The sequence below is a fragment of the Streptomyces sp. NPDC006261 genome (assembly GCF_040613515.1).
GTDB lineage: Bacteria > Actinomycetota > Actinomycetes > Streptomycetales > Streptomycetaceae > Streptomyces.
The window spans coordinates 1-25,821 of sequence record NZ_JBEXSI010000019.1 but is presented as its reverse complement, the minus strand read 5'-3'; the positions used below and the strand labels follow the sequence as shown (position 1 = coordinate 25,821).

24 protein-coding genes, 1 tRNA gene and 1 pseudogene are annotated in these 25,821 nt (G+C 69.6%); 11 read left to right on the top strand and 15 right to left on the bottom strand.

Annotated elements, in window-relative coordinates; genetic code table 11:
• Positions 1-81: 81 nt before the first annotated feature.
• Positions 82-1,218, bottom strand: coding sequence for an FtsK/SpoIIIE domain-containing protein (locus ABZ154_RS14570; protein WP_356832432.1), 1,137 nt, complete (start codon positions 1,216-1,218; stop codon positions 82-84).
• A gap of 10 nt (positions 1,219-1,228) precedes the next feature.
• On the opposite strand from ABZ154_RS14570, the gene ABZ154_RS14565 reads away from it, so the two are divergent.
• Entirely contained in the window at positions 1,229-1,369 is a 141-nt protein-coding gene (locus tag ABZ154_RS14565; protein WP_356832430.1) for a hypothetical protein, read from the top strand.
• 64 nt (positions 1,370-1,433) lie between these two features.
• Here ABZ154_RS14565 and ABZ154_RS14560 read toward each other — a convergent pair whose 3' ends face one another.
• A complete protein-coding gene (locus ABZ154_RS14560; RefSeq protein WP_007452857.1) occupies positions 1,434-1,766 on the bottom strand; it encodes a hypothetical protein in 333 nt (110 codons plus the stop codon).
• A 134-nt stretch (positions 1,767-1,900) separates the two neighbouring features.
• Positions 1,901-2,680, bottom strand: a complete 780-nt coding sequence (locus ABZ154_RS14555; RefSeq protein ID WP_030718174.1) for a GntR family transcriptional regulator — start codon at positions 2,678-2,680, stop codon at positions 1,901-1,903.
• 18 nt (positions 2,681-2,698) lie between these two features.
• On the opposite strand from ABZ154_RS14555, the gene ABZ154_RS14550 reads away from it, so the two are divergent.
• Positions 2,699-3,163: an NUDIX hydrolase gene (locus tag ABZ154_RS14550; RefSeq protein WP_078496328.1), complete on the top strand. Its 465-nt coding sequence runs from the start codon at positions 2,699-2,701 to the stop codon at positions 3,161-3,163.
• Between the two features lie 6 nt (positions 3,164-3,169).
• Here ABZ154_RS14550 and ABZ154_RS14545 read toward each other — a convergent pair whose 3' ends face one another.
• The 5 genes from ABZ154_RS14545 to ABZ154_RS14525 form a co-directional block, all read right to left on the bottom strand.
• On the bottom strand, positions 3,170-3,931 hold the full coding sequence (locus tag ABZ154_RS14545) for a nuclease-related domain-containing protein (RefSeq protein WP_234431512.1): 762 nt from the start codon (positions 3,929-3,931) through the stop codon (positions 3,170-3,172).
• Positions 3,932-5,149: 1,218 nt separating this feature from the next.
• Positions 5,150-5,235, bottom strand: a tRNA-OTHER gene (locus ABZ154_RS14540).
• Positions 5,236-5,428: 193 nt separating this feature from the next.
• Positions 5,429-7,180, bottom strand: a complete 1,752-nt coding sequence (locus ABZ154_RS14535) for an AIPR family protein (protein WP_356832427.1) — start codon at positions 7,178-7,180, stop codon at positions 5,429-5,431.
• Between the two features lie 631 nt (positions 7,181-7,811).
• Positions 7,812-9,011: an FAD-dependent oxidoreductase gene (locus ABZ154_RS14530; protein WP_356832425.1), complete on the bottom strand. Its 1,200-nt coding sequence runs from the start codon at positions 9,009-9,011 to the stop codon at positions 7,812-7,814.
• 105 nt (positions 9,012-9,116) lie between these two features.
• Positions 9,117-10,061 carry an RNA polymerase sigma-70 factor gene (locus ABZ154_RS14525; protein WP_356832423.1) on the bottom strand — a complete coding sequence of 315 codons (945 nt, stop codon included), beginning with the start codon at positions 10,059-10,061 and terminating at the stop codon, positions 9,117-9,119.
• 169 nt (positions 10,062-10,230) lie between these two features.
• Between ABZ154_RS14525 and ABZ154_RS14520 the strand changes: the two genes are divergently transcribed.
• The 6 genes from ABZ154_RS14520 to ABZ154_RS14495 all read left to right on the top strand — a co-directional run bounded on the left by ABZ154_RS14520 (position 10,231) and on the right by ABZ154_RS14495 (position 15,485).
• On the top strand, positions 10,231-10,755 hold the full coding sequence (locus ABZ154_RS14520) for a signal protein (protein WP_356832421.1): 525 nt from the start codon (positions 10,231-10,233) through the stop codon (positions 10,753-10,755).
• Between the two features lie 670 nt (positions 10,756-11,425).
• On the top strand, positions 11,426-12,106 hold the full coding sequence (locus tag ABZ154_RS14515; protein ID WP_356832419.1) for an excalibur calcium-binding domain-containing protein: 681 nt from the start codon (positions 11,426-11,428) through the stop codon (positions 12,104-12,106).
• A gap of 101 nt (positions 12,107-12,207) precedes the next feature.
• Positions 12,208-12,798 (top strand): hypothetical protein, encoded by a 591-nt coding sequence (locus ABZ154_RS14510; RefSeq protein WP_356832417.1) that lies wholly within the window; start codon positions 12,208-12,210, stop codon positions 12,796-12,798.
• A gap of 59 nt (positions 12,799-12,857) precedes the next feature.
• Complete coding sequence (locus tag ABZ154_RS14505) at positions 12,858-13,748, top strand: DUF2797 domain-containing protein (protein ID WP_356832415.1); 891 nt, start codon at positions 12,858-12,860, stop codon at positions 13,746-13,748.
• A gap of 32 nt (positions 13,749-13,780) precedes the next feature.
• Positions 13,781-14,662 (top strand): amidohydrolase family protein, encoded by an 882-nt coding sequence (locus ABZ154_RS14500; RefSeq protein ID WP_356832413.1) that lies wholly within the window; start codon positions 13,781-13,783, stop codon positions 14,660-14,662.
• Positions 14,663-14,738: 76 nt separating this feature from the next.
• Positions 14,739-15,485: a response regulator transcription factor gene (locus tag ABZ154_RS14495; RefSeq protein WP_356832411.1), complete on the top strand. Its 747-nt coding sequence runs from the start codon at positions 14,739-14,741 to the stop codon at positions 15,483-15,485.
• 87 nt (positions 15,486-15,572) lie between these two features.
• On the opposite strand, the pseudogene ABZ154_RS14490 reads toward ABZ154_RS14495, so the two are convergent.
• Together ABZ154_RS14490 and ABZ154_RS14485 are read right to left on the bottom strand one after the other, a co-directional pair.
• Positions 15,573-15,905 (bottom strand): annotated as a pseudogene (locus tag ABZ154_RS14490) (serine hydrolase); the annotation flags it as partial.
• Between the two features lie 165 nt (positions 15,906-16,070).
• Entirely contained in the window at positions 16,071-16,916 is an 846-nt protein-coding gene (locus tag ABZ154_RS14485; protein WP_356832409.1) for an endonuclease/exonuclease/phosphatase family protein, read from the bottom strand.
• 154 nt (positions 16,917-17,070) lie between these two features.
• Here ABZ154_RS14485 and ABZ154_RS14480 point away from each other — a divergent pair, with 154 nt between their 5' ends.
• Both ABZ154_RS14480 and ABZ154_RS14475 read left to right on the top strand, forming a co-directional pair.
• On the top strand, positions 17,071-18,732 hold the full coding sequence (locus tag ABZ154_RS14480) for an MFS transporter (RefSeq protein WP_356832407.1): 1,662 nt from the start codon (positions 17,071-17,073) through the stop codon (positions 18,730-18,732).
• 116 nt (positions 18,733-18,848) lie between these two features.
• Positions 18,849-19,634: a TetR/AcrR family transcriptional regulator gene (locus ABZ154_RS14475; RefSeq protein WP_356832405.1), complete on the top strand. Its 786-nt coding sequence runs from the start codon at positions 18,849-18,851 to the stop codon at positions 19,632-19,634.
• On the opposite strand, the gene ABZ154_RS14470 is transcribed toward ABZ154_RS14475, so the two are convergent.
• The 5 genes from ABZ154_RS14470 to ABZ154_RS14450 all read right to left on the bottom strand — a co-directional run bounded on the left by ABZ154_RS14470 (position 19,628) and on the right by ABZ154_RS14450 (position 25,241).
• Positions 19,628-20,590: an NAD(P)-dependent oxidoreductase gene (locus ABZ154_RS14470; protein ID WP_356832403.1), complete on the bottom strand. Its 963-nt coding sequence runs from the start codon at positions 20,588-20,590 to the stop codon at positions 19,628-19,630. The two genes, ABZ154_RS14475 and ABZ154_RS14470, sit on opposite strands and share 7 nt — an antisense overlap.
• A complete protein-coding gene (locus ABZ154_RS14465) occupies positions 20,590-21,060 on the bottom strand; it encodes a PPOX class F420-dependent oxidoreductase (RefSeq protein WP_356832401.1) in 471 nt (156 codons plus the stop codon). The genes ABZ154_RS14470 and ABZ154_RS14465 overlap by 1 nt, the downstream gene beginning before the upstream one ends.
• Positions 21,061-21,132: 72 nt before the next feature.
• Complete coding sequence (locus tag ABZ154_RS14460) at positions 21,133-21,948, bottom strand: YceI family protein (RefSeq protein WP_356832399.1); 816 nt, start codon at positions 21,946-21,948, stop codon at positions 21,133-21,135.
• Positions 21,949-22,186: 238 nt separating this feature from the next.
• A complete protein-coding gene (locus ABZ154_RS14455) occupies positions 22,187-24,697 on the bottom strand; it encodes a DHA2 family efflux MFS transporter permease subunit (RefSeq protein WP_356832397.1) in 2,511 nt (836 codons plus the stop codon).
• A gap of 31 nt (positions 24,698-24,728) precedes the next feature.
• Positions 24,729-25,241, bottom strand: coding sequence for a MarR family transcriptional regulator (locus ABZ154_RS14450; protein WP_356832395.1), 513 nt, complete (start codon positions 25,239-25,241; stop codon positions 24,729-24,731).
• Positions 25,242-25,465: 224 nt separating this feature from the next.
• Here ABZ154_RS14450 and ABZ154_RS14445 point away from each other — a divergent pair, with 224 nt between their 5' ends.
• Positions 25,466-25,681 carry a hypothetical protein gene (locus ABZ154_RS14445; RefSeq protein WP_109164564.1) on the top strand — a complete coding sequence of 72 codons (216 nt, stop codon included), beginning with the start codon at positions 25,466-25,468 and terminating at the stop codon, positions 25,679-25,681.
• The last annotated feature ends 140 nt before the right edge of the window (positions 25,682-25,821 follow it).

The following is a 25,821-nucleotide window of genomic DNA, read 5'->3' as shown; positions in this document are numbered from 1 at the left end:
GGTTCCTTCCGGTTCCGGGCATGGGCGGGGTAGGGACCTGGCGCGAGACAGTCACGCCAACTGCACTTGCAGGTAAGGGGGTTAGCCGGTGGCCGGGCGGGGCTTGAGGAGCGGGAAGCCCGGAGCCGGGGCGGCGGAAACGGCCGGCCGGAACGGTTCCAGAGCGGCAAGGTGCGGGGTGAGGTGCGCGTACTCCCGGCAGACCGCGACCGCTTCGGCCGGGCTCATGGCGGGGGTGCGGATGCGGGACCAGCCGCCGGAAGAGTCCCCAGCCACGGCGACACCGGGGCGGTCCGGGGGGATGGTGGTGGCGGCGAAGACCGCTTCGGGGGCGATGTCGCCGAGGGCCATTTCGGCGGTCTGCTTGTCGTTGACCCGGTGCACCACACGGCCCGTGAGCTGGGCACGTAGGGCGGTTGCGCCCTTGCCGAGGTCGGAGCCGAAACGCTGCCCGCACACCTCCAGGAAGATCCCGACCGCACGGGCCATCTGCGCGAGCCGGATCATCCGCATCACCATCCGGTCCCGACGCTCCTCGTCCTTCTTCGCAGCGACGAGGAACAGTTCCGCGACCTCGTCCACCAGGACGACCAGGGGCACCGGGCGCAGCGCGGCAGGCAGGCCCCAGATGTCCGAGACACCGTGAGAGCTGAGGAGGTCGAAGCGCTCTTCCATCTCCCGAACGAGGGCTTCCAGTAGCCCGTCAGCCTCGTCCGGGGTGATGGCGAGGGCGGAGAGGCGGGGTGCGTACCCGCGCTGTTCGACACCCCGCTTGCAGTCGATCCCGACCAGACCGACTGGGAGCTTCGCGAGTCCGGAGATGAGGTTGCGCTGATACATCGACTTCCCCGACTGGTTTGCGCCCACCGTCAGGGCGTGCGGGACCTTCTGGTAGTCCCGGACGAACGCCGAACCGTCCTCCCTCAACGCCACCGGCACGACCAGCGGACCGGCGGTGACGTTGCGGGGCAGGCGGCGGGGCATCTTCACGCGGCGCAGCACGTCGTAGCCGGTCATCCGCAGTTCCACGAACCCCGGCTTCACCTCGACCACGTGGACGGAGTGGACGCCCCAGGCGTGGCGGAGCCGTTCGGAGGCGGCGGACACGTCGGCAGGCTCCAGACCGGCCGGGAGGCGAAGCGTCGCCCGCATGCCCGTGGTGGAGTAGCGGACCCGGCGGACCTGCGGGGGAACCGGCTGAACTTCCTGACGGGCCACGTTGCGAACCATGAACGCCCGCAGACGGGACGGCTGGACCGTCAGCCCGCACACATCCATCGTCGCCCGATACGTCACCGAGAACCGGACCCGGGCGACCGGAGCACCCACCAGCGACCAGAACACCCGCGGGGACCGGGCCTTCGCGTAACCGAGGCCACCGGCAGCCGATAAGGCCCCCGCAACCTCGATCACCGTGGACAGGTCCGACATGATCAGGCCCCCAGCGGGGTCACAGCGACCGCGCGGAAGCTGATCCCGTGCCGGGTCTGGCCGTTGAACGTGTTCTCCCAGTCCCGGGCCTTGAGGCCGACCACCGTGACCGGGGTGCCGGGGGCCAGATTCTCCGGGACGCCCGTGTTCGGGACGGTCACCTGGTACAGGTTGCCCTCACCCTCGTCCGCGACCAGCAGACCCACCGTCGCGAGCGGGGCACCGGTCTCCCGGTCGATCGCGATCTCACCGGTCTGCTTGCTCACGAGCTTCGGCGTCGGAGGCGTCGCCACGAACACGACAGCGGTCGAAACATCGATCTTGAAGGACGGCATGGCTTCTCCTGTAGAAGAGAGGATCTCCGTCACTCATGTACATGAGTGATAGGTAGAAGAGTGCAGGAGTCCTGTACATGAGTCAACCCGCCACGAGAAAGAATCTTGTGGCGGGCTGCGGTGTTGGTGCCCCGTCAGTCTCCTGCGGGAAAGCGGTAGTCCAATACGAACTGGTCAGCGGCCATGATCGTGTCGCACACCTCGACAACGCGGCCAGACTTCGTTTCCGCACTTCGTACGAGATGGATGACGGGAGACCCTGGGCTCAGAGCGAGGGCGGACGCCTCCGGCTTGGATGCGAGTCGCGCCCGCACCGTCTCGGTGAACTCCGAGAGGGTGTGCCCACGATCTTCAAGCCGGGCGTAGATCCCTCCGCCGCCGGGGTTCTCGGCGAACATCTCCGGGATGTCCTTCACCACGTCCCAGGGGAGATACGAGGTGGCTTCCTCGGTCGGGACACCGTCCCGGAAATACCGGCGCTTGCGTGCGAGTACCTGAGTGCCGGCCGGGATGTCCAGCCGTTCCGCGATCTCCTGCGGTGCTTCAACCGGGCCGATGAAGAGGACGTTCACGGACGGCTTGCCGCCAGATTGCTCGGTCTCCGCGATGTAGGCCGCCTTGCCTGCCTTCCGGTGAGACCGGCGGAAGCGATCCGAAGACTTGCGCTGCACCGGAGGGCGAGACCGGACGAACGAGCCCCGCCCGTGATGCGTTTCGATCAGCTGAGTCGTACGCAGTTCAGCGACTGCCTTGCGTACGGTCCCCGAGGCCACGCCGTAGCGGCCCATGAGTTCCGTCTCGCTTGGCACAGCGGCCCCAGCAGCCAGAGCCCCCGACCGGATTTGCGCCGCTAGGTCGTCTGCGATCTGGAGATACTTCGCCTTGGCCGAAGAGGCCACTTCACTACTCGCCATAGTCCTTCTCAGTCTCCTATTCTCATGTACATGAGTAACAGTCGCCCCGAGACCCCGTCAACGCCGCTCCACTCCGTGTCCGTAGCCGGGGTGGTGGTCCGCGAGGACGGGCGAGTCCTCACGATCAGGCGAGCCGACAACGGAACGTGGGAACCGCCGGGGGGCGTGCTCGAACTGTCCGAGGCCCCGGAGGACGGGGTGCGCCGCGAGGTATACGAGGAGACCGGGATCAAGGTCCAGGTCGACAGGCTGACCGGCGTCTACAAGAACACGGCCCGGGGCATCGTCGCTCTTGTCTTCCGGTGCCACGCTGAGGGCGGACAGGAGCAGCTTTCGGAGGAGTCCACTGCGGTCGAGTGGCTGACCCCGGACGAGGTGACCAGCCGTATGGCTGAGGTCTATGCAGTCCGCGTCACCGATGCACTGCTGAACGATGCGCCCCACGTCCGAGCGCACGATGGCAGGAAGCTCGCCAGCCGCTGAGAGCCGTCAGAGAGCACCAGACCAGGAACGTTGGTCACGCGCCACGGCGTATACGGCTTCCACCTGCTCAGGCAGCAGGGCTCCGGCCAGGGGTGCCAGGCTGGCCAGGGCTCGTTCGTTGAGGGCTCTTACGTCGCGCAAGGAGGGCACCACGGTCAGGTCGGCCGGACGAACGAAGACGAGTAATGGGGTGACTGCGACAGGGAAGCCACATCCTCGTTCGAGTACCTCCCTCACGATCTCAGCCTCGCGCCGACTGCTCCGGAGGTACGGGCGCCCTTTCCCGTGGTTGATGCGGACTGCGTGGTCGCCAACCCAGACCGACTTGTTGCGATGGTTCTTTGTGTTGATCGAGAAGACACCACCGGGCCCCACCAGCAGGTGATCAATATCCCAGGTCGGAGACAGTGGTACGGAGTGCAGTGCACGCCAGTTGTGGCGGGACAGCCGCGCCAGCTCTCGACTGACGACGCGTTCACCTCGAAGTCCGGCTCTCCAGGGATCGGCCTCAGTCGGGCGGCGCAGAATCCATGAGAGGTAGCGCTCTACCAGGCTCGGCGAAACTTCCTTGATCTTCTCCCGCAGTGCGTCACCGGGTCGTCTCAAGGCCAGGTCGTATTCGGGTGGAGGGGGGAGCGGCGTCGATGCGACTGCAACGGGCGTGGTCGTCGCACGGGCCATGTAGGGGGTAAGGGCGTTCAGGATTGGCAGGCGTAACGCCTCGTCCTTGATCTCGATATGCCCAGTTCGTCGATCGAACCATGCCACGGCTGTTCCATCTGGTGTGTTCACGTAGAGCCGGTCCAGCCCATGGCGCTTCCAACTAGATACTCGCAACTCAGCCATGCCCGCCCCCGGCAGCCACTTGCCCCGTAACCACCATCGGACCAGGAGCGGACCTACGCCACAAGACCGCCCCCTCTCCGTGGCCCGCGAGCTGTTACAGGTTTCTCTACCTCATCAAGGCACCCGGCTGCGCTCCGCTCCGCCGGGCGCGCTTCCCGGCTCTGGCTGCGCCCGCGCTCCTGCCTTCGGCCCGCTCGGCGCTGCCGCCGCCGACGCGCGCCCGCTGTGTAGGCCCGAGGGCATGAGTCGAGAACCAAGCCCGCGGCTTCAAGAGGATGCCTCCGGCGGGGGCGCTCAGACTCCGGGATGGGAGGGGCGCCGTTCGCGAGTGCCGGCCGGAGCGGGGCGAGCGTCGTGGGGCTCCCATCCCGACCACCTTCGACCCAGGCAGAGCCGAGCAGTCGCGGCCCAGGGCGTCAAGGTCGTTCGTACAGTGGCGCGCTCCACCTTGACGCCCTGAACCACGACCGCTCCACGGTGTGTGGGTCGAAGGCGGACGGGATGGGAGCCGGGGTGAGTGGTGGGATGAGGCAAGGCGGGCTTCGTCCGAAAGCGTCGCTTAAAGCTTGCGTCTCAGCGTCTTAAGCGCCACCTTCGCCGCCTCTTGCGTCTTCTCCGCATAGCGGACCTGTCGAGCAACGGTGCCAGCCCGCTGTTCAGGGGAGTGCCACTCCTGAGTCACAGATTCAATCATCGATTGACTCACGGTGATCAACAGTCGCAGTTCAGGGAGCAGCCTCCCATCGGAGACCAGGTGGCTGAGCTCGTCTATTCGCGCCACGGTCATATCAGCGCCAGTGCGCGCAAACCATGCCGAGTCCCTGTAGGTATGTGGCACGCTCTTCGCGGTGTCAATCAGCTTGCCTATCAGCCCCAGAAGCTCTGGCGGCGGACCAAACCGGCGTCTTCGGTTCTGGCTGTGCACACTCCATGCAGCCCACAGTCCCGCGGGCCCGCCAATGGCCCCCACTGCGCCACCCAAGCCCGAAAGCCAGTCCGTAACGTCCGACATTGCTCGCTTCCCCCTCGTGCCCCCTCCGTGCCCTACCGGGCGGGAAGCCAGGGGGAAGCGCGGTGAAGAGCGGTCACGACGACCAGAAACGCCCCTGACCAGACTTCCCTGGTCAGGGGCCGTTCATCTGCGGTGGGTGTGGGATTTGAACCCACGGTGACATCGCTGCCACGACGGTTTTCGAGACCGTGCCACGTGCCTAACGAAACCACGCTGAATTGCGCCTATGGCCTGCGCAAGCCCTCGTACACCTCGCCCGACCCGTGTATGGCCACGGGGACCTCTTCGCCCCATAGCAACTTGAGAAGCGCGCTGTCCCTGGACTGCTGCGCCCGCGCTTATGGTCCGCTGGCGTCCACGGTTGGTCGTGGTTGTGCATCGCGATACTCACCGTGTCGCGCAGAGCATCAGACCCCGGCACTCGACTCCTTGGCCTTTTGTAGCAGAGCCTCCTGGTTGCGACGGTTGCGCACATCATCCTTGCGCAAACTCCTGCCCTCGTCCAAGACAAACTGAAACTCGTCGGCGGCAAGCTCGAATGCAGCAGTGATCGCTACTTCAATCTTCTCCGAGTCCGAAATCTTAAACTTCAGCTTCTTAGCACCCCTCAGTAGCCGTCTTGCTGTGTCTGTCTCAGGGGTTTCGAAGATAGGAACAAGTTCCGGCGTGATCAGAGCGGACACCATCATTGCTATATGGTACTTCGCGGCTTTGAGAGTGGTCGAGTCGGGTGTTCGGGCGAAGAATCTGTCTACCCGATACAAGATCCAGGCCGCGTAGTAGTAAGCCTCAACAGAGTATTCACCCCAAACGAACGAGCCCTCAGCCTCTAGCTCCTTCGGGGCGCCGATCGCTCGGAAAGAATCGCCGAACAGTGTAGCAGCGACCGCTCGGTTGAGTTCGGGAGTCGTGACAACGCGAGTCCGAGGGAAATCAAGGGACGCATGCTGGTTTTGCCGCAGATAACGCAGGCCGTTTACGCCCGACTGGTCGAAATACTCTTCCACATCTTTCGCCATCTGGGAACTCGCCTGAATGTCAGTTGAGCCGATGGGAGTTTGCAGGTTAGTAGCGATCGCCACGCTCGTTCGCACCCCAGCGTCGTCTGAACTGACGATCTTCACTGGGATCCAAAGGTCAGAGAGTAGGGTCGGCGTGGTTTTAACCGCTTCACTTGCCGCCCATCTAACGAGCTGGTGACTCGTCTGGCCGCCATTTACGATCTGATACCCAGAGATGAAGAATCTGTCACCCGACCCTCGGAGAGATGTCGCAATAATCGTGAGTCCGTTGTTGAGGAAGGGAAAATGCTCCCGGTCGTCGCTCCGAAGGGTTCTCGTGATCCGGGTATTCACTGGGTTGTGGCTACCGAGATCGAGACGCACGTTGTCGTCGAAGATCCCTGGTCGTACGGAGCCAGTTTCATCCGTGAGCAGCTTCATCAGCTCCGTGCCGGACATGAGCCCGATGTAAGCCTCACTTACACGCTCAGTTGCAGGAATGGTCTGCCGCTTCTCAAAGTTGAACCGAATGTTCTGTGGCCCGTGACGCTCTTTCAGCTTTGCGGCTAGTGCATCGTGACCATGAGTGTTGAGGTGCAAAGATTCTGAATAAATGCCGAGAGATTGAATACGTTCGATCGCTTCTGTGACCTGAAGCTCCTGCTGTGCGCTCTTCCCGTCATTTCCGCTGGTGGTGACGTAGAAGAGTTCGCACGGGATTCGCGTGTCTTGAAACTTGTCGCCGCTCTCTGCGATCCGATCGATCAAAGAAGCCAGGTCGACCAAGGCCGGAGGAAGCTTGACGCTCTTCGCCTTAATCGCGTACTTCGTCACGGCTTCGACGCCGTGGAGGAACTTTGCGATGAGCTTAGAGTCGTAGGATTCGCTTGTCTTAGCCTGGATGAAGAGTACCCTCGCTGAATTAGACGCCTGGTCTGAGATAAGATCGTCAATTTCTGAGGGTTCGAAGACGATCTGCCCGTTGACTACGACGACAGCGATGTCGATGCCCTCGTCAGTCCCACCGCCGAGAACAGTGCGCTCAATCTGCTCGACATCGTCCCGCACGTAGGGGAAGAGATAGTTGGCTGCGACGTACAACTCGAATTGCTTCGCCTCGCCGCCCTCGAAGCCAAAGTCTCGCGCAAACTTGGTCACTCGCTTTCCAGTGAGCGTGTGCACGTCATCCCCCTAGCCAGCGCGAGCGCTGATCATCATCGCGGTGTTTGCTGCCAGTGAGCGTAGCGTCTGATTTGCCGTCGACGTGAGCGAATAGTCAGGAAACATGACTTGCCTTCCGGTAACCTCGGTTGCGCTTCCTCCACCACGACCTCGGTGTGCTCAGTACACGACGGATTCGCCTCTTCCCGTTCGTGGACGCGCGTCGGCGCAGTGCGGGCGAAGCGGGCTGAAGGCAGGAGCGGCGCGCGCAGCGGAGCCGGGAGCGCGCCCGACGGAGCCGCGCGCAGCCGGGGCTTGACAGGGGAGACCGAGCGCTGACGATGGTGACGTGATCCGAAGGGTCCTTCTTAGGCTGGAGCTGATGTACAGCAGCGGCGTACCGCAACCACGGCAACCGCGCCCGTCCGCCACCACCTCCCCACGGCCTCGTAGCGGCTGGTATGACCACCGCTGACCGATCCGGCTAGAGCTACGGATCAGAAGGTTGCAGGTTCGAATCCTGCCGAGTGCACAGCAGGCCAGAGGCCCCCAGGAGAAATCCTGGGGGCCTCTGGCGTATGCCGTTGTCGTTTCCTTCAGGGCCGCCAGGGAGCCCTGGGCCGGAATTTCAAGCGGCTGTAGCGGCCGCCGCCTCCGCCGCCTCCCGTGCCTCCTCCCGTACGACGCCGCGCCGGCGGGTGGGCAGGCCGAGGGTCGGGTTGGCGACGCCCCAGGCGGCGCCCTTGCAGACCAGCTCCTTGTAGAGGGCGGCGGTCCGTCCGGTCAGGGCGGCCGTGCGGGCGCGGTCGTCGGCGGTGACGTACTGGATCAGGCCCTCCCTGCGGCCCAGCGAGATGCACTGGTTGAAGTAGCGCAGCGGTGTGGTCGTGGGCTCGGTGCCGGTGAGGCGGGACGCGATGGAGTCGGCGGCCTGCCACGCGGTGGGGATGCCGGAGGCGCACGACATGCGCAGCGCCTTGTCGTCGGGTCCCATCACCAGGGCCGCGTCGCCGATGGCGTACACGTCCGGGTGCGACACCGAGCGCATGGTGCCGTCGACCGCGATCCGGCCCATGGCGTCGACCTCCAGCGCGGTCGCCCGCGCGATCGGGTGGACCGCGAAGCCGGTCGTCCACACGGTGACCGCGGCCGGGATCTCGGCGTCGGCGGTGGTGACGTGGTCGGCCCCGACGACGGTGACGGCCGTGTGTTCGTGCACGGTGACGCCGAGCTTGTCGCAGACCTTGCGCAGGTGGCGGCGGCCCTTGGGGGAGAGCCAGTCGCCGAGCGCGCCGCGGGCGGCGAGGGCGACGTCGAGGTCGGGGCGGGCCTCGGCGATCTCGGTCGCGGCCTCCAGGCCGGTGAGGCCGCCGCCGACGACGACCACGGGCTGCCCGGCACCCAGGCCGGCCAGGCGCTCGCGCAGCCGGAGTGCTCCGGGGCGGCCGGCGATGTCGTGGGCGTGTTCGGCGGCGCCGGTGACGCCGTGGGTGGTCCAGGCGCTGCCGAGGGCGTACACGAGGGTGTCGTACGCGAGCTCCTCGGCGCCGTTGTCGTCGGTGACGGCGACGGCCCTGCGGTCGACGTCGACGGCGGTGACCCTCGCGAGCCGCAGCTGGACGCCCGTACCGGCGAACATCTCACCGAGCGGGCGGGCCCTGAGCTCCTGGCCGACCGCGAGCTGGTGCATCCTGACCCGCTCGACGAAGTCGGGCTCGGCGTTGACGAGGGTGATGGCGACGTCCTCGCGGCGCAGCCGCCTGGCGAGGCGACCGGCGGCGATCGCTCCGGCGTATCCGGCTCCGATGACGATGATGCGGTGCTGCATGACCTGACTCCTGTCTCGCGCGGGTTCGCCCCTTGAACCGGGCAGCCCGCCGTTTCCTGACAGGTGGAGCCTGTGGCCTGGGTCACACGGCTGGTCGGGTAGTGATCAGAAGGCGCGGAACAGGGGCTCCCCGTGGTCGGTGGCGGCCCACCGCCGGGTCGCGCGTTCGAGCTTGGCGGGGTTGGCCTGGCTACGGAAGGCGGCGATGCCGTCGTCGGTGACCTCCAGGCACATGACGCCGGCGACCCTGCCGTCGACGACCACGACGACGGCGGGGGCGCCGTTGGCGGTCGTGGCGTGGATCTCGGCCGTACCGCCGACGAGCTGGCGCTTGGCCTTGCTGGGCTTGAACAGGCCCCGCATGAACCTCGCGACCGCGAGCGCACCCTCGAACGGCTTGGTGCGCGTCGGTACTTTCCCGCCGCCGTCGCCGATCGCGATGGCGTCCGAGGTGAGGAGCCGTACGAGCGGCTCGGTCTGCCCGCTGGTCGCGGCGGCGAGGAACTCCTCGACGATCCGCCGGGCGGAGGCCTCGTCGATCTCCGTACGGGCCTTGCCCCGCGCGACGTGCTGCCTGGCACGGTGGAAGATCTGCTGGCAGGAGGCCTCGGTGATGTCGAGGATCTCCGCGATCTTCCGGTGCGGGTAGTCGAACGCCTCCCGCAGCACGTACACCACCCGCTCGTTGGGCGAGAGGCGCTCCATGAGGGCGAGGACGGCGTACGTGAGCGACTCGCGCTGCTCGGCGGTCTCGGCGGGGCCGAGCATCGGGTCTCCGGCGAGCAGCGGCTCGGGCAGCCACTGGCCGACGTACGACTCGCGCCGGACACGGGCCGAGGTGAGCTGGTTGAGGCAGAGGTTGGTGAGGACCTTCGTCAGCCAGGCCTCGGGGACCTCGATGCGGTCGATGTCGGCGGCCTGCCACCGCAGGAACGTGTCCTGCACGGCGTCCTCGGCATCGCTCGCCGAGCCGAGCAGGCGGTAGGCGATGGCCTCCAGACGGGGCATGGAGGCCTCGAACCGGTCCGCGTGGGTCCTCGTCAGAGCCATGGCCCGGATCCTAGCTGCGGGCTGCGCGAGGCGGATGAACCGGTGCCAGCACGGTCACGGGTGCGGGGCCCGCCGAGGAAGTCGGGCCGGCAGCCGTGTCGGTAAGGTGTGCGCTCGATGTCGCGCAGCGCCAGGGGTTCTGGCAGCCGCGCGGTGAGCCAGGGGACGTATGAGATCTACGTGGGGAGTCGTCGGGCTTGCTGTCCTGGCGGTGGTCTCGGCGGCGGGCCTGCGCCCGGCGATGTCGACGGCGGCGGAACCGGTGTCCACCTCCGCCGAGTTGCAGGGCAGGTGGTGGACGTGGGCGGCGTCCGAGCCCGAGGAGGCCAACCCCGTCGCCGACGAGGACGGAAGCGCCTGCGACCGAAATCAGCCGGAGGACGTCTGGTTCCTGGCGGGCACCTCCGGTGGCGAGGTCAAGCGCGCGTGCACGGTTCCGGAAGGGCGCCCGATCGTGTTCCCGCTCGTGAACATGTTCGGGAGCGGGCAGGACTGCCTGGCTTTCATGCGTGATGCGGAGGGGTCCGCGCTCCTGGATGGCATGCCGGTCGAACCGGAGGTCTACGCAGGCGAACCGATCACCGTGCGAGGGCTGGAGGGGAACGCGGTCACAGGAGTGGCGGAGTGCTTCACCGCCACAGGGAGCGGCCTGTGGGCCCAACTGCCCGCACCTGGGCCGGGCAGCACATCCTGAAGATCAGTGGTCGGTCGACCGGCTTCTCCGTCGGCGCGGAGTACAGGCTGACCATCGGGGAGCCCTCGCGGGACCCGCTCGGCCAGGGGCAGGCGATGCCCGCTCCGGCCACTGGCACGGCACCTGTCACGGGCGAAGCACGGATGAGCGAGTAAGTGGCGGAGCCCGGTGACGGATGTGGCGCACGGCGTGCTCCTGATGACGGGAGGGTTCGCTGGTCGCCGTCATCGGCGGGCAGTCGTGGCGGAGGAAGAGCTCGGCACCGGTGTCGGCCGGCCCGTTGTGGGTGCCGCGGTGCGGGGCCCTCCGGCGGGTGCTGACGGGGTGTGCGGTCGGTGGTGTCCCTCGGCGGGTTCTCCCTGGCCGGGCGGGAGGAGGACTGGCCACTGGGTCCCCTCCGTGCCGTCGGCCTTGTGCTCATGCGGGTGTCGATGGCGGTGGGGACCGCGCTCCAGTCGCACAGGCGTTACGCAGGCCGACGGGCGGGGCGGGACTCCCCCGACCGCGCCTGAGCTGTTCTCCAAGATCGAGGGGCGGGGGCGTCCGGCTGGGAGGAAGCTGGAAGGGACTGGGGCTCCGCACGGGGCTCCTCTCGGGGCTCCTCGGCGAGGTGATGGGCGTGAGCGGGCTTCTTCGGTCGGGTTTGCGGAGTGCGGGCTGTGCTGTGGTCGTGGGAGCCGTCGGGATCGTCGGTGCCGGGGCGTGCGCCGGGGGTGGCGGCTCCGGCACCGGTGTGGCGACCGCCTCCACCTCCGTGGCCGCCCCCGCCTCGACGTCCTCGGCTCCGGCCGAGGTGACCGCCACGGTGACCAGCACCGTCACCGCCTCGCCGGAGAAGAGCGCGTCCTCCCCGAGGAAGAGCGCGCAGCCTCCGGCGCCCTCCACGTCGAGTTCCCTGGGTGCGGAGGCGACCGTCGTCGCCTACTTCGACGCCATCAACGCCCGTGACTACCGGGAGGCCTGGGAGCTGGGCGGCAAGAACCTCGCCGGCGACTACGACGCCTTCGTCGACGGCTTCGCCGGGACGGAGCGTGACACCGTCCGGGTCCTCGGCGTGCAAGGGGACACGGTCCGGGCGGAGTTGGAGGCGCTCCAGACCGACGGCAGCCTCAAGGTCTTCGAGGGGACCTACACGGTTCGCTCAGGTGTGATCACGGCTGCGGATGTCCGGGAAGTGACGGGTCCGGAGGACGGGACCACGTCGAGCGACGAGCCGGGGGCGACTTACTACGAGAACTGCGATGCGGCGGAGGACGCCACGGTGACGCCGCTGTTCCCGGGCGACCCCGGGTACGGGGACCATCTGGACGCGGACGGCGACGGCATCGCCTGCGAGCCGGACCCCCGTTGAGCCGCTGCGCGGGCGTGCAGCGCCCGCCGCATCACTGCCGGGTGCCGGGGTAACCGGAACCGCACGGGGCGTGATGGGCGCGCCCGGCGCGGAGGTTACCGATGGGGTCGCAAGGGCACGGCCAGGTGCAGCGGTGGCAGGACCGGTGGTGGGCGGTGGCGCTGCTGGTGCTGGTTGTGTGGGTCGGGATCCGGCTCGCCTTCGACGGGTGGTCGGGGTGGCCGGGGATTCTGGTCGGCGGGATCGTCTACGCCGGGTTCATGACGTGGTACGTGATGCGGCGCCGGCGTCGTGACGCCCGGGCGGTGGGGACGGATGCCGCGCGCGTGCCGGAGCTGGAGCGGCGTATCGCGAAGAACGGCGAGCTGCCCGAGGGTCCGGCCGAACAGGCTGCCATGATCCGGCTGATCGGGCGCCGGGAGGAGAAGCTGCGGCGCAATCGGTGGTGGGCCTTCCCGCTCCTGGGGCTGGTCTTCTTCGGGATTCCGGCGTTCTGGGTCGCCGCCGGGAACGTGGGGGCGGGCCTGTGGGGGCTCGCGTTCGGTGCCGCGTTCCTGGGGTGGATGGTCTGGTTCAACCGGCGCTTCGTCCGCCGTATGGCCGGGGTGCGGCAGCGGATCGAGGGCGTCGGAGGTGGCCCGCCGACCGGCCCGGCCGGTGGTGCGCAGGGGTTCGCCCACGGCGCCCGTTAGCCTGCGCGGAGACGTGCGGGCCGGCCTCGTCGGGGCCTGGTGGAGAGAGCGGAGTGCGGGTGGCCTTCGGGTGGCGGTGTACCGGGGTCGCGTGGCCGGGGGATGGTCCGCAGCTGGGGTGGAGCAAGGGCCGGGAGCGGCGGGTGAGCGTTCTCGCGTACGGGCGTGGGCTCGGGTTCCGGGTGGTGGGGGAGCGGCACTGTGTGGGGGCCCGGGGGAACGTGTGCCCGCTGGGGGCCGTGGTGCCCGTGCGCAGTACCGGGGCCCGGTGCCCGGAGTGTGCGCGGCTGGACCGGGCCCACTCGGTGGCCGCCGACACGTTGCTGGACGACCCGCGGACGTACCGCGTCTATCTCGCCTGGTTCGGGCCCGGCATGGTCAAGGTCGGGATCACCCGGGAGGAGCGGGGCGCCGCGCGGCTGCGGGAGCAGGGGGCCGTGGTCTTCACCTGGCTGGGGCGCGGGCCCCTGATGGCCGCCCGGCGGACCGAGGAGGTGCTCCGGGCCGCCCTCGGGGTGCCGGACCGGATCCCGTACGCCAGGAAGCGGGCCGTACGCGGGCAACTCCCCGGCGTGGAGGAGCGGTACGGGGAGGTGGCCGAGCTGTACGGGCGGGCCGCGGAGCTGGAGGGGCACGGGTGGCCCGAGTCGTTGGAGCGGCTCCCTCTCGACGTGGTCGATCACGGGGGGATCTTCGGGCTGGACCCTGCGCCCCGCGCCACGCGGTCGGTGCGTGAGCTGGTCGACGGGGGTGTGGTGGCGGGGCGGCTGGTGGCTGCCGCCGGGCCCGACCTTCATCTGGCGGTGGACGGGAGTGGTGGCGTGGTCGTGCTGGACACGCGGCTGATCACCGGGTGGGAACTCGCGGCGGTTCCGGCGGACGGGACCGGGGACGTACGCGTCCCCCTCATCGACATCGGGGGCGGCGGCGTGCAGGGTGGACTGTTCTGACCCTGCCCTGGTCCATTCTGCGAGGAGCGCGCGTGGAAGCCGAGAGCCATGACGTCGTGCGGTTCTGGGAGCGGCTCGGGCTGTCCGGGATCATCGACGTGCACACCCACTTCATGCCTGAGCAGGTCCTGCGCAAGGTGTGGGCCTACTTCGACTCCGCCGGGCCGCTCACCGGTCTGGAGTGGCCGATCACCTATCGGTACGAGGAGAAGCAACGGCTTTCCTTGCTGCGGTCGTTCGGGGCGCTCCGCTTCACCTCCATGCTCTACCCGCACAAGCCCGGCATGGCCCGCTGGCTGAACGACTGGGCCGTCGGCTTCGCCGCCCGGGTGCCCGACTGCCTGCACACCGCGACCCTCTTCCCTGAGGAGGGCGTGGAGTTGTATGTGAAGGAGGCCGTCGAGAACGGGGCGCGGGTCTTCAAGTCGCACCTCCAGGTCGGTGCGTACGACGCCAACGACCCGTTGCTGGAGCCGGCGTGGGGGCTGCTCGCCGAGGCCGGGGTGCCGGTGGTGATGCACTGCGGGTCCGGGCCCGCGCCGGGGAGGTTCACCGGGCCCGAGCCGATCGGGCGGCTCCTCGCGCGCCATCCCCGGCTGCGGCTGATCGTGGCGCACATGGGGATGCCGGAGTACGCGGAGTTCCTGGCGCTGGCGCAGGCGTATCCGGAGATGCGGCTCGATACGACGATGGCGTTCACCGACTTCAGCGAGCGGCTCTCCCCGTTCCCGGCCCACCAGCGAGGGCGGCTCGCCGATCTCGGGGACCGGATCCTGCTGGGGACGGACTTTCCGAACATCCCGTATCCGTACGTCCACCAGTTGGAGGTGCTGGAGCGGCTGGGGCTGGGGGACGACTGGCTGCGGGCGGTCTGCTACGGCAACGCGGAGGCTTTGTTCGGTGATCCCTCATAGAGGCCGCGCCGCTTTCTCAGGCAATTCACAGAAACGGGTCAGGCTTCTCTCACGGGCGCCTCACAGGCTGGTGCCCATGACGACGACGACCGCGCCCCAGGGGCGTACCGAACTGCTCAGGCCGGACCGTACGCCCGTGCGCGTCCTGGTCGTGGACGACGAGGCGCCGCTCGCCGAGCTGCTCTCGATGGCCCTGCGGTACGAGGGCTGGGAGGTGCGCAGCGCCGCTGACGGGGCCGGGGCCCTCCGCGCGGCCCGTGACTTCCGCCCGGACGCCGTGGTACTCGACGTGATGCTCCCGGACATGGACGGGCTCTCCGTGCTGGGCCGCCTCCGGCGCGACCACTCCGACGTGCCCGTCCTCTTCCTCACCGCCCGGGACGCCGTGGAGGACCGGATCGCCGGGCTCACGGCCGGCGGCGACGACTACGTGACCAAGCCGTTCGGCCTGGAGGAGGTCGTGGCTCGGCTGCGCGGGCTGATCCGCCGTTCCGGTACGACGCTCGCGGCCGAGCGGAGCCGGTCGACGCTCACCGTCGGGGACCTGGTGCTGGACGAGGACAGTCATGAGGTGAGCCGGGGCGGGGACGCGATCCACCTGACCGCCACGGAGTTCGAGCTGCTGCGGTTCCTGATGCGCAACCCGCGCCGGGTGCTCAGCAAGGCGCAGATCCTGGACCGGGTCTGGAACTACGACTTCGGCGGCCAGGCCAATGTCGTCGAGCTCTACATCTCCTACCTCCGCAAGAAGATCGACGCCGGACGGACGCCGATGATCCACACCCGGCGCGGAGCGGGGTATCTGATCAAGCCCGGTGAATAGCCCGGGGAACAGTGCACAGCCCGGTGGACTTGGGGCGGCGGTACGGAGGGCGACGGCGGAGGGCGTACGTGGCGTACGCGGCCGGGCTCAGAACCCGGCCGCGTACGTCCAGAACTCCCGCATCACGCGGGGCGCGGTCGGCCCGGCCAGTTCCATCTGGGTGAGCAGGACGGAGACCGTGCCCGTGGACGGGACGACGTGGGCGGTGGTGCCGGTGCCGCCGACCCAGCCGTAGCGGCCCAGCACGTTCCACGGGGCGGCGATCTCGACGTCCACCGAGCCGCCGAACCCCCAGCCCTGGCCCTCCGTGAACAGGGCGCTCTCGGCGCGCTGGGCCGGAGTCAGGTGGTCGGTGACCATCTGGCGCACCGACTCGGCGCTCAGCACCCGCCGGCCGTCGTCCGTCAGGCCTCCGGCGAGCTACCGCGTGTTCGGTCGTGAGTCCGCCCTCCTTGGTGCGTCCCCCCGTGGGCAGCGGTCCGTGAGCGCTGCTCGGACTGTAAGACGTATCCGGTGGCCGAAAGAAAGCGGCGCGGCCGCAGAAAGAGAGGTGTGACGGTGCAGGAGGCTCCGGAGTCTCCGGACTCATCGCCCCCGCAGCACCAGGTCCGCCACGACCGCCCGGTGGTCCGAGGCGACGCTCTCCGGTACCCACACGCCCCGCACCTGGGCCGCCTTCGACACCGCCACGTAGTCGATCCGCTTGACCGGGTCCTGCGCCGGGAAGGTCGGCGCCCCCGGATCGGCGTCCGTGAGCTCCTTCCACAGCGGGGCCAGCTCCGGGGCCCCGGGTTCCGCGTTGAAGTCGCCGAGCAGGATCTTCGGGCCCCGGTCCTCGGCCATGATCCGCCGGGTGTCGGCGACCTGGGCGACCCGTACGGCGGGGTCCGGGCGGTAGTCGAGGTGGGTCACGTACACGTGCACGGGCTGTCCCTTCACCCGTACGACGACTTCGCCGAACCCGGGAGCGGGGGCGGGGGACGGGTTCGGGTCCTGGGTCGAGAGACGGGTGATCTCGTGGTTCTCGGCGCTCACAATCCGGTACCGGGACAGCACCGCCACCCCGAACTCCGGCCGCGGCCCGCCCGGTCCGGCAGGGTCCAGGCTGTAGATCGGCGCGAAGTACACGTACATGCCCAGCCGTTCGGCCAGCTCACCCGCGAGGTCGCGCCACTGGCTACGGGCACCCCAGTGCCGGTCGACCTCCTGAAGGCCGATCACATCGGCCTGGAGCGCACGCAGTCCGGCCGCCGTTCGGTCGGGATCGAAGGCGTTGTCCATGCCCGCACCGGCGTGGATGTTGTACGTGGCGACGCGCAGCGGCACGGTGCGGGAGGGCGCCCCAACGGCGGCGGGCGGTCCGAGTAACGCGCCCGACAGGGCCGTGATGAGGAGCAGGTGAGGGAGACGGATACGGCGACGCAGTGACATGGCTCTCCGGTCAGCAGGGGTGGCGGCGCACAGGCCGTATGGAGTTGTACGCCGTACAGGGAGTGCTCTACGGTGTACAACGCTCACGTCCTATACACCGTAGAACCATCGATCCGGCAAGGCCTCAAGCCGCGCCGGAGACCCAGGAGCCAGCATGACGGCGCCCGCCGCACCGCGGAACGACCTCGCCCCTCAAGGGCACCCGCAGCGCTGGCTGATCCTCGGCGTCATCTGTCTCGCCCAGCTCACCGTGCTGCTCGACAACACCGTCCTCAACGTGGCGATCCCTTCCCTCACCACGGAGCTGGACGCCTCCACCGCCGACGTGCAGTGGATGATCAACGCCTACTCGCTCGTCCAGTCCGGTCTGCTGCTCACCGCGGGCAGCTCCGCCGACCGCTACGGGCGCAAGAAGATGCTGGTCGTGGGCCTCGCCCTGTTCGGCATCGGTTCGCTGGCGGCCGGCCTCGCGCAGTCCTCCGGCCAGCTCATCGCGGCCCGCGCCGGCATGGGGATCGGGGGCGCCCTGCTGATCACCACCACCCTCGCCGTCGTCGTCCAGATCTTCGACGACTCCGAGCGGGTCAAGGCGATCGGCCTCTGGGCGACCGTCAACTCCCTCGGGTTCGCGGCAGGGCCGCTCGTCGGCGGGATCGTACTCGATCACTTCTGGTGGGGCGCGATCTTCCTCATCAACATCCCGGTCGCCCTGATCGGCCTGGTCGCCGTCGTCCGGCTCGTACCGGAGTTCAAGAACCCGCGCGGGGAGCGGCCCGACCTGCTCGGCGCGCTGCTCTCCACGATCGGGATGACCGCGGTCGTGTTCGCGATCATCTCCGGGCCCGAACACGGCTGGACGTCGGGCCGGGTGCTGTTCACGGCGTTCGTCGGGGTCGCCGTGCTCGCCGGGTTCGTCCTGTGGGAGCTGCACATCCCGCACCCGATGCTCGACATGCACTTCTTCCGGAACCAGAAGTTCATCGGCGCGGTGGCGGGCGCGATCCTGGTTGCCTTCGGCATGGGCGGCTCCCTCTTTCTGCTCACGCAGCACCTTCAGTTCGTTCTCGGGTACGGGCCGTTGGAGGCGGGTCTGCGTACGGCGCCGATGGCGCTCACCGTGGTCGCCCTCAACCTGACGGGCCTGGGTGCCCGGCTCGTCCGGAGGATGGGGACGCCCGCCACGATCGCGGCGGGGATGAGCGCGCTGGCGGCCGGCCTCGGGGCCATCGCGGTGCTCGGGCGCGACGGGTACACCGGGATGCTGCTCGGCCTGGTCGTGATGGGCGCGGGGATCTCCCTCGCGATGCCCGCGATGGCCAACGCCATCATGAGCGCCATTCCGCCGGCCAAGGCCGGGGTGGGCGCGGGGATCAACGGCACGCTCGCGGAGTTCGGCAACGGGCTCGGCGTCGCGGTGCTCGGGGCGGTCCTGAACATCCGGTTCGCCGCCCTCGTACCGGCCGCCGTCGGCGCCGCCTCGCTGCCGGCCGCTCTGGCCGCCGCCGACGGCCCGGGTGAGCGCGCGACCATCAAGGACGCCTTCGCGTCGGGCCTGGAGGCCAGCCAGCTGGTCGGCGCGGTCGCGGTGCTGGCGGGCGGTCTGCTCGCGGCGATGCTGCTGCGCCGGGCCGAACGGACCGAGACGGCCGGAAGGACGGAAGCGTCGGGGAAGGCAGCGACGGCCGGGAACGCGGAGACGACGGCCGGGAAGACCGAGTCGGGCGGGAACGCGGAGACGACGGCCGGGAAGACCGAGTCGGGCGGCGCGGCTGAGATGGCGGGAGGCCGGGCAGACTCCGCGGGACCGGCGGCATAGCATCGGAGGGGACGCGCGTACCGGACCGTTGACGTCCGGTACGGCCCGTCCCACCGGCAAGGGCAGGGCGGGACCGTACAGGCGGGCCGGTGCCCGCAAGACGAGGAGAGTGCGCCATGGTGTCCGCGTCCGACCGTGTGAAGAACCCCCCGCGGACCAGCGTGTGGCTCGACCGACGGACCCCTTCGCGGACCCGCAGGACCGAGTCCCCGGCGGGCCTGGACCGCAACCGGATCACCGAGGCGTCGGTGCGGCTGCTGGATGCCGAGGGCCTCGCCAAGTTCTCCATGCGCCGGCTCGCCGCCGAACTGGACGTCACCGCGATGTCCCTCTACTGGTACGTCGACACCAAGGACGACCTCCTGGAGCTGGCGCTCGACTCGGTCTACGCGGAGATCGCCCCGCCGCCCGAGGACACCGGCTGGCGGGAGCGGCTGCGCGAGCTCGCCCGCAGTTACCGCGAGCTGATCGTCCGCCACATCTGGATCTCCCCCCTGGCCGGGACCTTCCTCAACATCGGCCCGAACTCGATGCTGTTCTCCTCCGCCGTCATGGATGTCATCCGGGCCACCGGCCTGCCCCTGGAACGGCAGACGGGCGCGCTCGCGGCGGTCTTCCAGTTCGTGTACGGATTCGGCACCGTCGAGGGCCACTTCAAGGCGCGGTGCGACGCGACCGGGCTCACCCAGGACGCGTACCACCGGCACGCCATGGGCACGATCCGGGCCCAGCCGCACCTGCGGAAGATCGTCGAGACCTCCGACGACCTGATGGCGGCCCGGGGCGGGGACACGGTCGAGGAGATGCGCGAGCGGGACTTCGTCTTCGCGCTGGACCTGCTGATCGCGGGCATCGAGACGATGTGCGAGCGGACGGGTTCCCCGACGACAGCTGCTCAGTAACCGCGCTCCACGTCCACCGTCAGCTCGGGGTGGCGCCCTTCCCGCACGGCGTCCCAGCAGGCGGCGAAGTCCCCGGCCACGTCCTCGTCGGCGGTGATCCCCGCGGAGTGCGAGGTGATCACCGTACGGAGCAGCCGCCAGACCGGGTCGCCGGGCGCGGCCGGCTCCTCGGGCAGCACGTCCAGCACCGCGCGCCGCACCCCACCGCCCCGCAGCGCGGCCTCCAGCGCCCCCAGGTCCACCGTCGCGCCCCGGCCCACGTTGACGAACGTCGCGCCCCGCACCGCCGCGAACCGGCCCGCCCCGAAGAAGCCCTCCGTCGTCCCGGTCAACGGCAGGGCGGCGATCACCCACCGCGCCCCGGCCAGCTCCTCCGCGTCCTCGTCCGCCCCGATCACCCGGTCGAAGCCCGGCGGAGGCGGCCCGGTCCGCGCGGAGCGGGCCACGCCCACCGTGCGCACGCCACAGCCGCGCAGCAGTGCGGCGACGGCTCCGCCGATGTGCCCGGTGCCGTAGACGAGGGCGGTCTGCCCGGCGACCAGCTCGGAGGGCAGGCGGCGCCACTCGGCCCGGGCGTGCTGGGCGGCGTACTCGGGGACGGACTGGCACTCGGCGAGCACCCAGCCCAGGACGTACTGGGCGATCCGCTCGCCCATCCGCCCCACGGTCCGGGTCAGCAGCGCCCCGGCGGGCCAGGGCCCGGCGGCGAGCAGCGGATCCGTACCGGCGTTGACGCTGTGGAACCAGAGCAGCCGGTCGGTAGGCAGTGCATCAGGCAGCTCGGCCCCCACGCAGAGGAGAGGACCACCGGCCGGCTCCCCGCCCCCCAGGGGCTCGGCGCCACGACCGGTGATCCGCTCCAGCTCCCGTACGAGAGGGGCGCTCAGCTCGGGCGCGACCAGCAGCCGGGCCCGCCCGAGGAGTTCCGGCGCGGGCACCCCCGCCACCGCGCGCATCACCGGCCCGGCGCCAGGCGGGCCGGGAAGCCGCCCGTGGCGACGGGTCCCCAGCGCTCCGGGGTGACCCGGATGATCGACTTGCCCTGCTTCACCATGGCGGCCCGGTACTCGTCCCAGTCCGGATGCTCACCGGAGATGTTCCGGAAGTACTCGACGAGCGGCTCGACCGAATCCGGGGCGTCGAGCACCTCCGCCACGCCGTCGACCTGCACCCACGGCCCGTCCCACGCGTCGGAGAGGACGATCACGCTGACCCGCTCGTCGCGCTTGGCGTTGCGGGTCTTGGCGCGCTCCGGGTACGTCGACATGACGATCCGGCCCGCGTCGTCGACCCCGCAGGTCAGCGGGGAGCCCTGGGGGCGGCCGTCGGCCCGGGCGGTCAGCAGGATCGCCCGGTGCCGGGGCCGTACGAACGCCAGCAACTCATCGAGGTTCACGGCGGTGTTGGTCGCGATGTGGGGAGCCATGGTCACCACCCTACGACCGGCCACGAGCCCCGCCCGGGCAGCGAACCACCGCATCCCCACCCGGCTGTCCGGCTACCCGGGCAGCGCCTCGCCCTGGACCGCCTGGATGTCCAGCTCCACGCGCAGGGTGGTGCCGATGGCGGAGATGCCCGCCTGGACGACCTGGTTGTAGTTCATCGCGAAGTCGTCGCGGCGCAGCTCGGCCGTGGCGTGGAAGGCGGCGCGCACCCCGCCCCACGGGTCGGGCCCGGTGCCGAGGTAGGTGAGGTCCAGGTCGACCGGGCGGGAGAGACCGTGCATGGTCAGCTCGCCGTGGACCGTCCAGCGGTCGGGGCCGGCCGGGGTGAGGCCGGCGGAGCGGTAGGTGATCTCCGGGTAGCGGTCCACGTCGAGGAAGTCGGACGAGCGCAGGTGCTTGTCCCGCATGCCGTTGCCCGTGTCGATGCTGGCGGCGCCGATCACCGCGTCGACCCGGGAGCGGGAGACGTCCTCGGCGATCGCGATCCGGCCGCCGAATTCGGTGAACCGGCCGTGCACGCTGGAGATCCCCAGGTGCTGGGCGACCGCGCCGACCGAGGAGTGGGCCGGGTCCAGCGACCAGGCGCCCGGTGGCGGGAGCTGAACCCCGCCCTGGCGGGCCAGCACGATCTGCCCGCCCTCGATCCGGCCGCTCGCCGTGACGAGGGCGGTGGAGGCGGCGGGGGCGTACCCGACCGCCGTGACGATCACCGTGTACGCGCCGGCCGGCAGGGACCCGTCCGTGCGGACGGCCCCGTCCTCGTCGGCCGCGGCCCGCAGCACCTGGGTGCCGGTCGTGTCGGTGACCGTCACGACGGCGTGCTGGACCGCCCAGCCGTCCCGCGTCCGTACCTGTGCGCGAAGTCCCATCCGTATCTCTCTCCTAGCTCCATGACCCCGGGTCACATGAGTCGGGCCCCGGGGCGGGCACGGCAGGCCGTCCCCTGCCTGCCGTACCCACCGCCGTGGCCCATTTCCACCCGGTCGCGACAGCCTCTCCGCAAGAAGTGCCGTCCGACCAGGGGTCTTCGCGATCCCTTCACGTGTTCACGCGCTTCCCTATAGGTGCACGCGCGCACGTACTGGAGGGATCAGTCCGCGGGACCGGTCACTCACCCGGGTGGGCGAGCTCGATGTCGTGCCCGTCGACTCCCGTACCGGTCACCGTCAGAGCGCCCGCCACCGGCGGGTAGCCGGTCGCGATGACCGAGTAGTCGCCCGTGTCCAGGTCGGTGAAGGCGTACGCGCCGTCCTCGCCGGTCGTCGCGGTGGCGACCACGTTGCCCGCCGCGTCGATCAGCGTCACCCGGGCGTCGGGCAGCGGGTTCCGGGCGGACCCGGCCCGTACGACGCCCTGCACCAGCGCGCCGGACCGCAGTGCGGCCTCGACGCGGGTGACACCCTGGCCGCCGACCTCCACCGGCAGCGCCAGCGGGCGGAACCCGGCCGCGTTGACCGCGACGGTCACGGAGCCCGGGACCAGCTCGCCGAAGGTGAACTCCCCGGCCTGGCCGGACGTCCCGGTGGCCAGGACATCGCCCCGTACGTCGGTGACGATGACCATCGCGCCCTCGACCGGCGTTCCGGACTCGGCGGCCCGTACGGTTCCGGCCAGTCCGCTCGTACCGGAGAGCAGGATGTCGAAGGCCAGCGGCTCCTCGCCGACGACCACCGTGGACGCCTGCGGCTGGAAGCCGTCGGCGGACGCGATCAGGACGTAGCTGCCGGAGCCCGGCGCGTCCAGGGTGTAGCCGCCGTCGCCCCGGGCGACGGAACGCCCCAGCTGACGGCCGCCCAGCGAGATCAGGGTGACGGCCGCACGGGGGACCGGAGCCCCTTCGGCGCCGCGCACCACTCCGTGTACGGGGGTGCCCGGAACACTGTCGTACGGGGCTTCGTCAGCCACGGTGGCCGTGTCGATGGAGGTGGCCCCGGCCGCGCCCTCGGAGACGAGAGCGGTGGCGCCGACGGCAGCCGGAACTTCCGCCTCCACGGGGTCGGTCTCCCGGCTGTCGTTCCCGGCGCTGGTCTTCAGGGCGACCTCCTTGATGAAGAGCGTCACGATGAAGGCGACCAGTGCGCACGGGGCGGCGTACAGGAAGACGTCGCCGACGCCGTGTCCGTACGCGGCCTCCATGACCGTACGGAAGGGCTCGGGCAGCTTGTCCAGGTCGGGGATGCCCCCGCCGCCGGTACCGCCGTGACCGAAGGCGGCGCCCTCGGGGCCGAGTGCGGCGAGGCCGTTCTGCACGTAATGGGTGACACGGTTGCCCAGGACGGCGCCGAGCGCGGAGACGCCGATCGCGCCGCCGAGGGACCGGAAGAAGGTGACGACGGAGCTCGCGGAACCGAGGTCCTCGGGGGCGACCTGGTTCTGCGTGGCGAGGACCAGGTTCTGCATCATCATGCCGATGCCGAGACCCATGACGAACATGTAGATCGCGACGTGCCAGTACTCGGTGTCGTACCGGATGGTGCCCAGCAGTCCGAGCCCCGCCGTGACCAGGAAGCCACCGCTGACCAGCCATGCCTTCCAGCGGCCCGTCTTGGTGATGACCTGGCCGGAGATGGTCGAGGAGAGGAAGAGGCCCGCGATCATCGGGATGGTCATGACGCCGGACATCGTCGGCGACTTGCCGCGCGCCAGCTGGAAGTACTGGCTGAAGAAGACCGTGCCGGCGAACATCGCGATACCGACGAACAGCGAGGCGATCGAGGCCAGGGTGATGGTGCGGTTGCGGAAGAGGCGCAGCGGGATGATCGGTTCCTTGGCCCGCGACTCGGTGAAGACGAAGATCAGGCCGAGCAGGACCGAGCCCGCGACCATCACGTACGTCTGCCACGACAGCCAGTCGTACTTGTCCCCGGCGAAGGTCACCCAGACCAGCAGCAGCGAGACGGCCGCGCTGATGAAGAACGCGCCGGTCCAGTCGACCTTGACGCCCTCGCGCTTGACGACGGGGAGCTTCAGGGTCTTCTGGAGCACGACGAGGGCGATGACCGCGAACGGCACACCCACGTAGAAGCACCAGCGCCAGCCCATCCAGCTGGTGTCGGTGATGACGCCGCCGAGCAGCGGGCCGCCGACGGTGGCGACGGCGAAGACCGCGCCCAGGTAGCCGCTGTAGCGGCCGCGCTCGCGCGGGGCGATCATCGCGGCCATCACGATCTGCGCGAGGGCGGAGAGACCGCCGACGCCGATGCCCTGGATGACGCGGCAGGCGATGAGCATGCCGCTGCTGGTCGACAGGCCGGCGACGACCGATCCGAGGACGTAGATGATCAGGGCTATCTGGACCAGCAGCTTCTTGCTGAACAGGTCCGAGAGCTTGCCCCAGAGCGGGGTCGTGGCGGTCATGGCCAGCAGCGAGGCCGTGACGACCCAGGTGTAGGCGCTCTGCCCGCCGCCGAGGTCGGAGATGATCTCGGGCAGGGCGTTGGAGACGACCGTCGACGACAGGATCGCGACGAACATGCCGAGCAGCAGCCCGGTCAGCGCCTCCATGATCTGCCGGTGTGTCATCGGCGTGCCGTCGAAGGCGCCGGGGCCGCTGTGGCCTCCGTGACCCCCGTGCTTGGCGTGGCCGCCCCGCACACCGGTCGGTGTGGTCGTAGCCATTGAGTTCCTTATCCGTGCGTATTTGCTTCTGTTACACAGGTGTACGGGTGTACGCGTCGTCGCCGAGCCCGTTCCGGCACTCGCCGGAGTGGCTACCGGGGGCACAGCCACCGGGTCTGCGACAGGCGAAGCTGTCGCGCAGCCGGGACAGCAGCGCGTTGAGCCGGCCGACGTCCTCGTCGGACCAGTCGACAAGATTGCGGGCGAACATCTCGGTGGTCCGCCGCGTCAGCTCGTCGAGCTGCGCGCGACCGCCGGGGGTCAGCCGCAGGATGCGGGACCGCTTGTCCGCCGGGTCCGGGGACCGCTCGATCCAGCCGTGCTCGGCCACATGGGCCACGTGGCGACTGGTCACCGAGAGGTCCACGGCCATCAGCTCGGCGAGTCTGCTGATCCGCATCTCGCCGTGCCGGTCCAGGAGCGTCAGCACGGCGGCGGAGCCACCGGGACACTCCGAGGGCAGTGCGCGGGCGAGTCCGCGCTTGACGGCCCCGACGGCGCTGAGCTGCCGGGCCAGTTCCTCGTACCGACTCCGTGCGGCCACCGGTACCCCCAACGCACTGATGCCTATGTTGTTGCTTAGGGCAACCATAAAAGCCGTTGGTTGCTACAGGCAAACGAAAACGGGCTTGCAGAAGTAAAGGAACGCAAAAGCCTCCGTAGGGTCCCGGTCAAGCCCGGTTTCCTCGCTCTGTGCCCCTGGCCGGACGGGGTGCGGGGCGGCCCGGGGGTTGGGCGGAAGGCCCGAGTTCGCTAGGGTCCTGCCCCATGGCACACAACCCCCACGCCCCTCAGCCGGGCCCCGAGGGCACCCCTGATCCGGCGGGCAGCACGCAGATGTTCCGCGCCTTCGTCGACGACGGCGAGCCGCAGCGCCGGGCGCAGCCGGCCGCGACCTCGTCCGGGCCGAGAGTCGGGGTGATCGCGGCGGTCGTCGCGGTCGTCGTCGTCCTCGGCGCGGTGGCGTGGCTCGCACTGGGCTGACGCACGGACCCGCAGAACGACGTAGGACGACCCGAACGCCCGTGGGGCCCGGTCGTGGATCTTCAGGGCGCGGGTCAGGTGGTAGCGCACGGTGTGCACCGGGTTCAGCGAGGCGAACGGGTCCTGGAAGATCAGCTGGA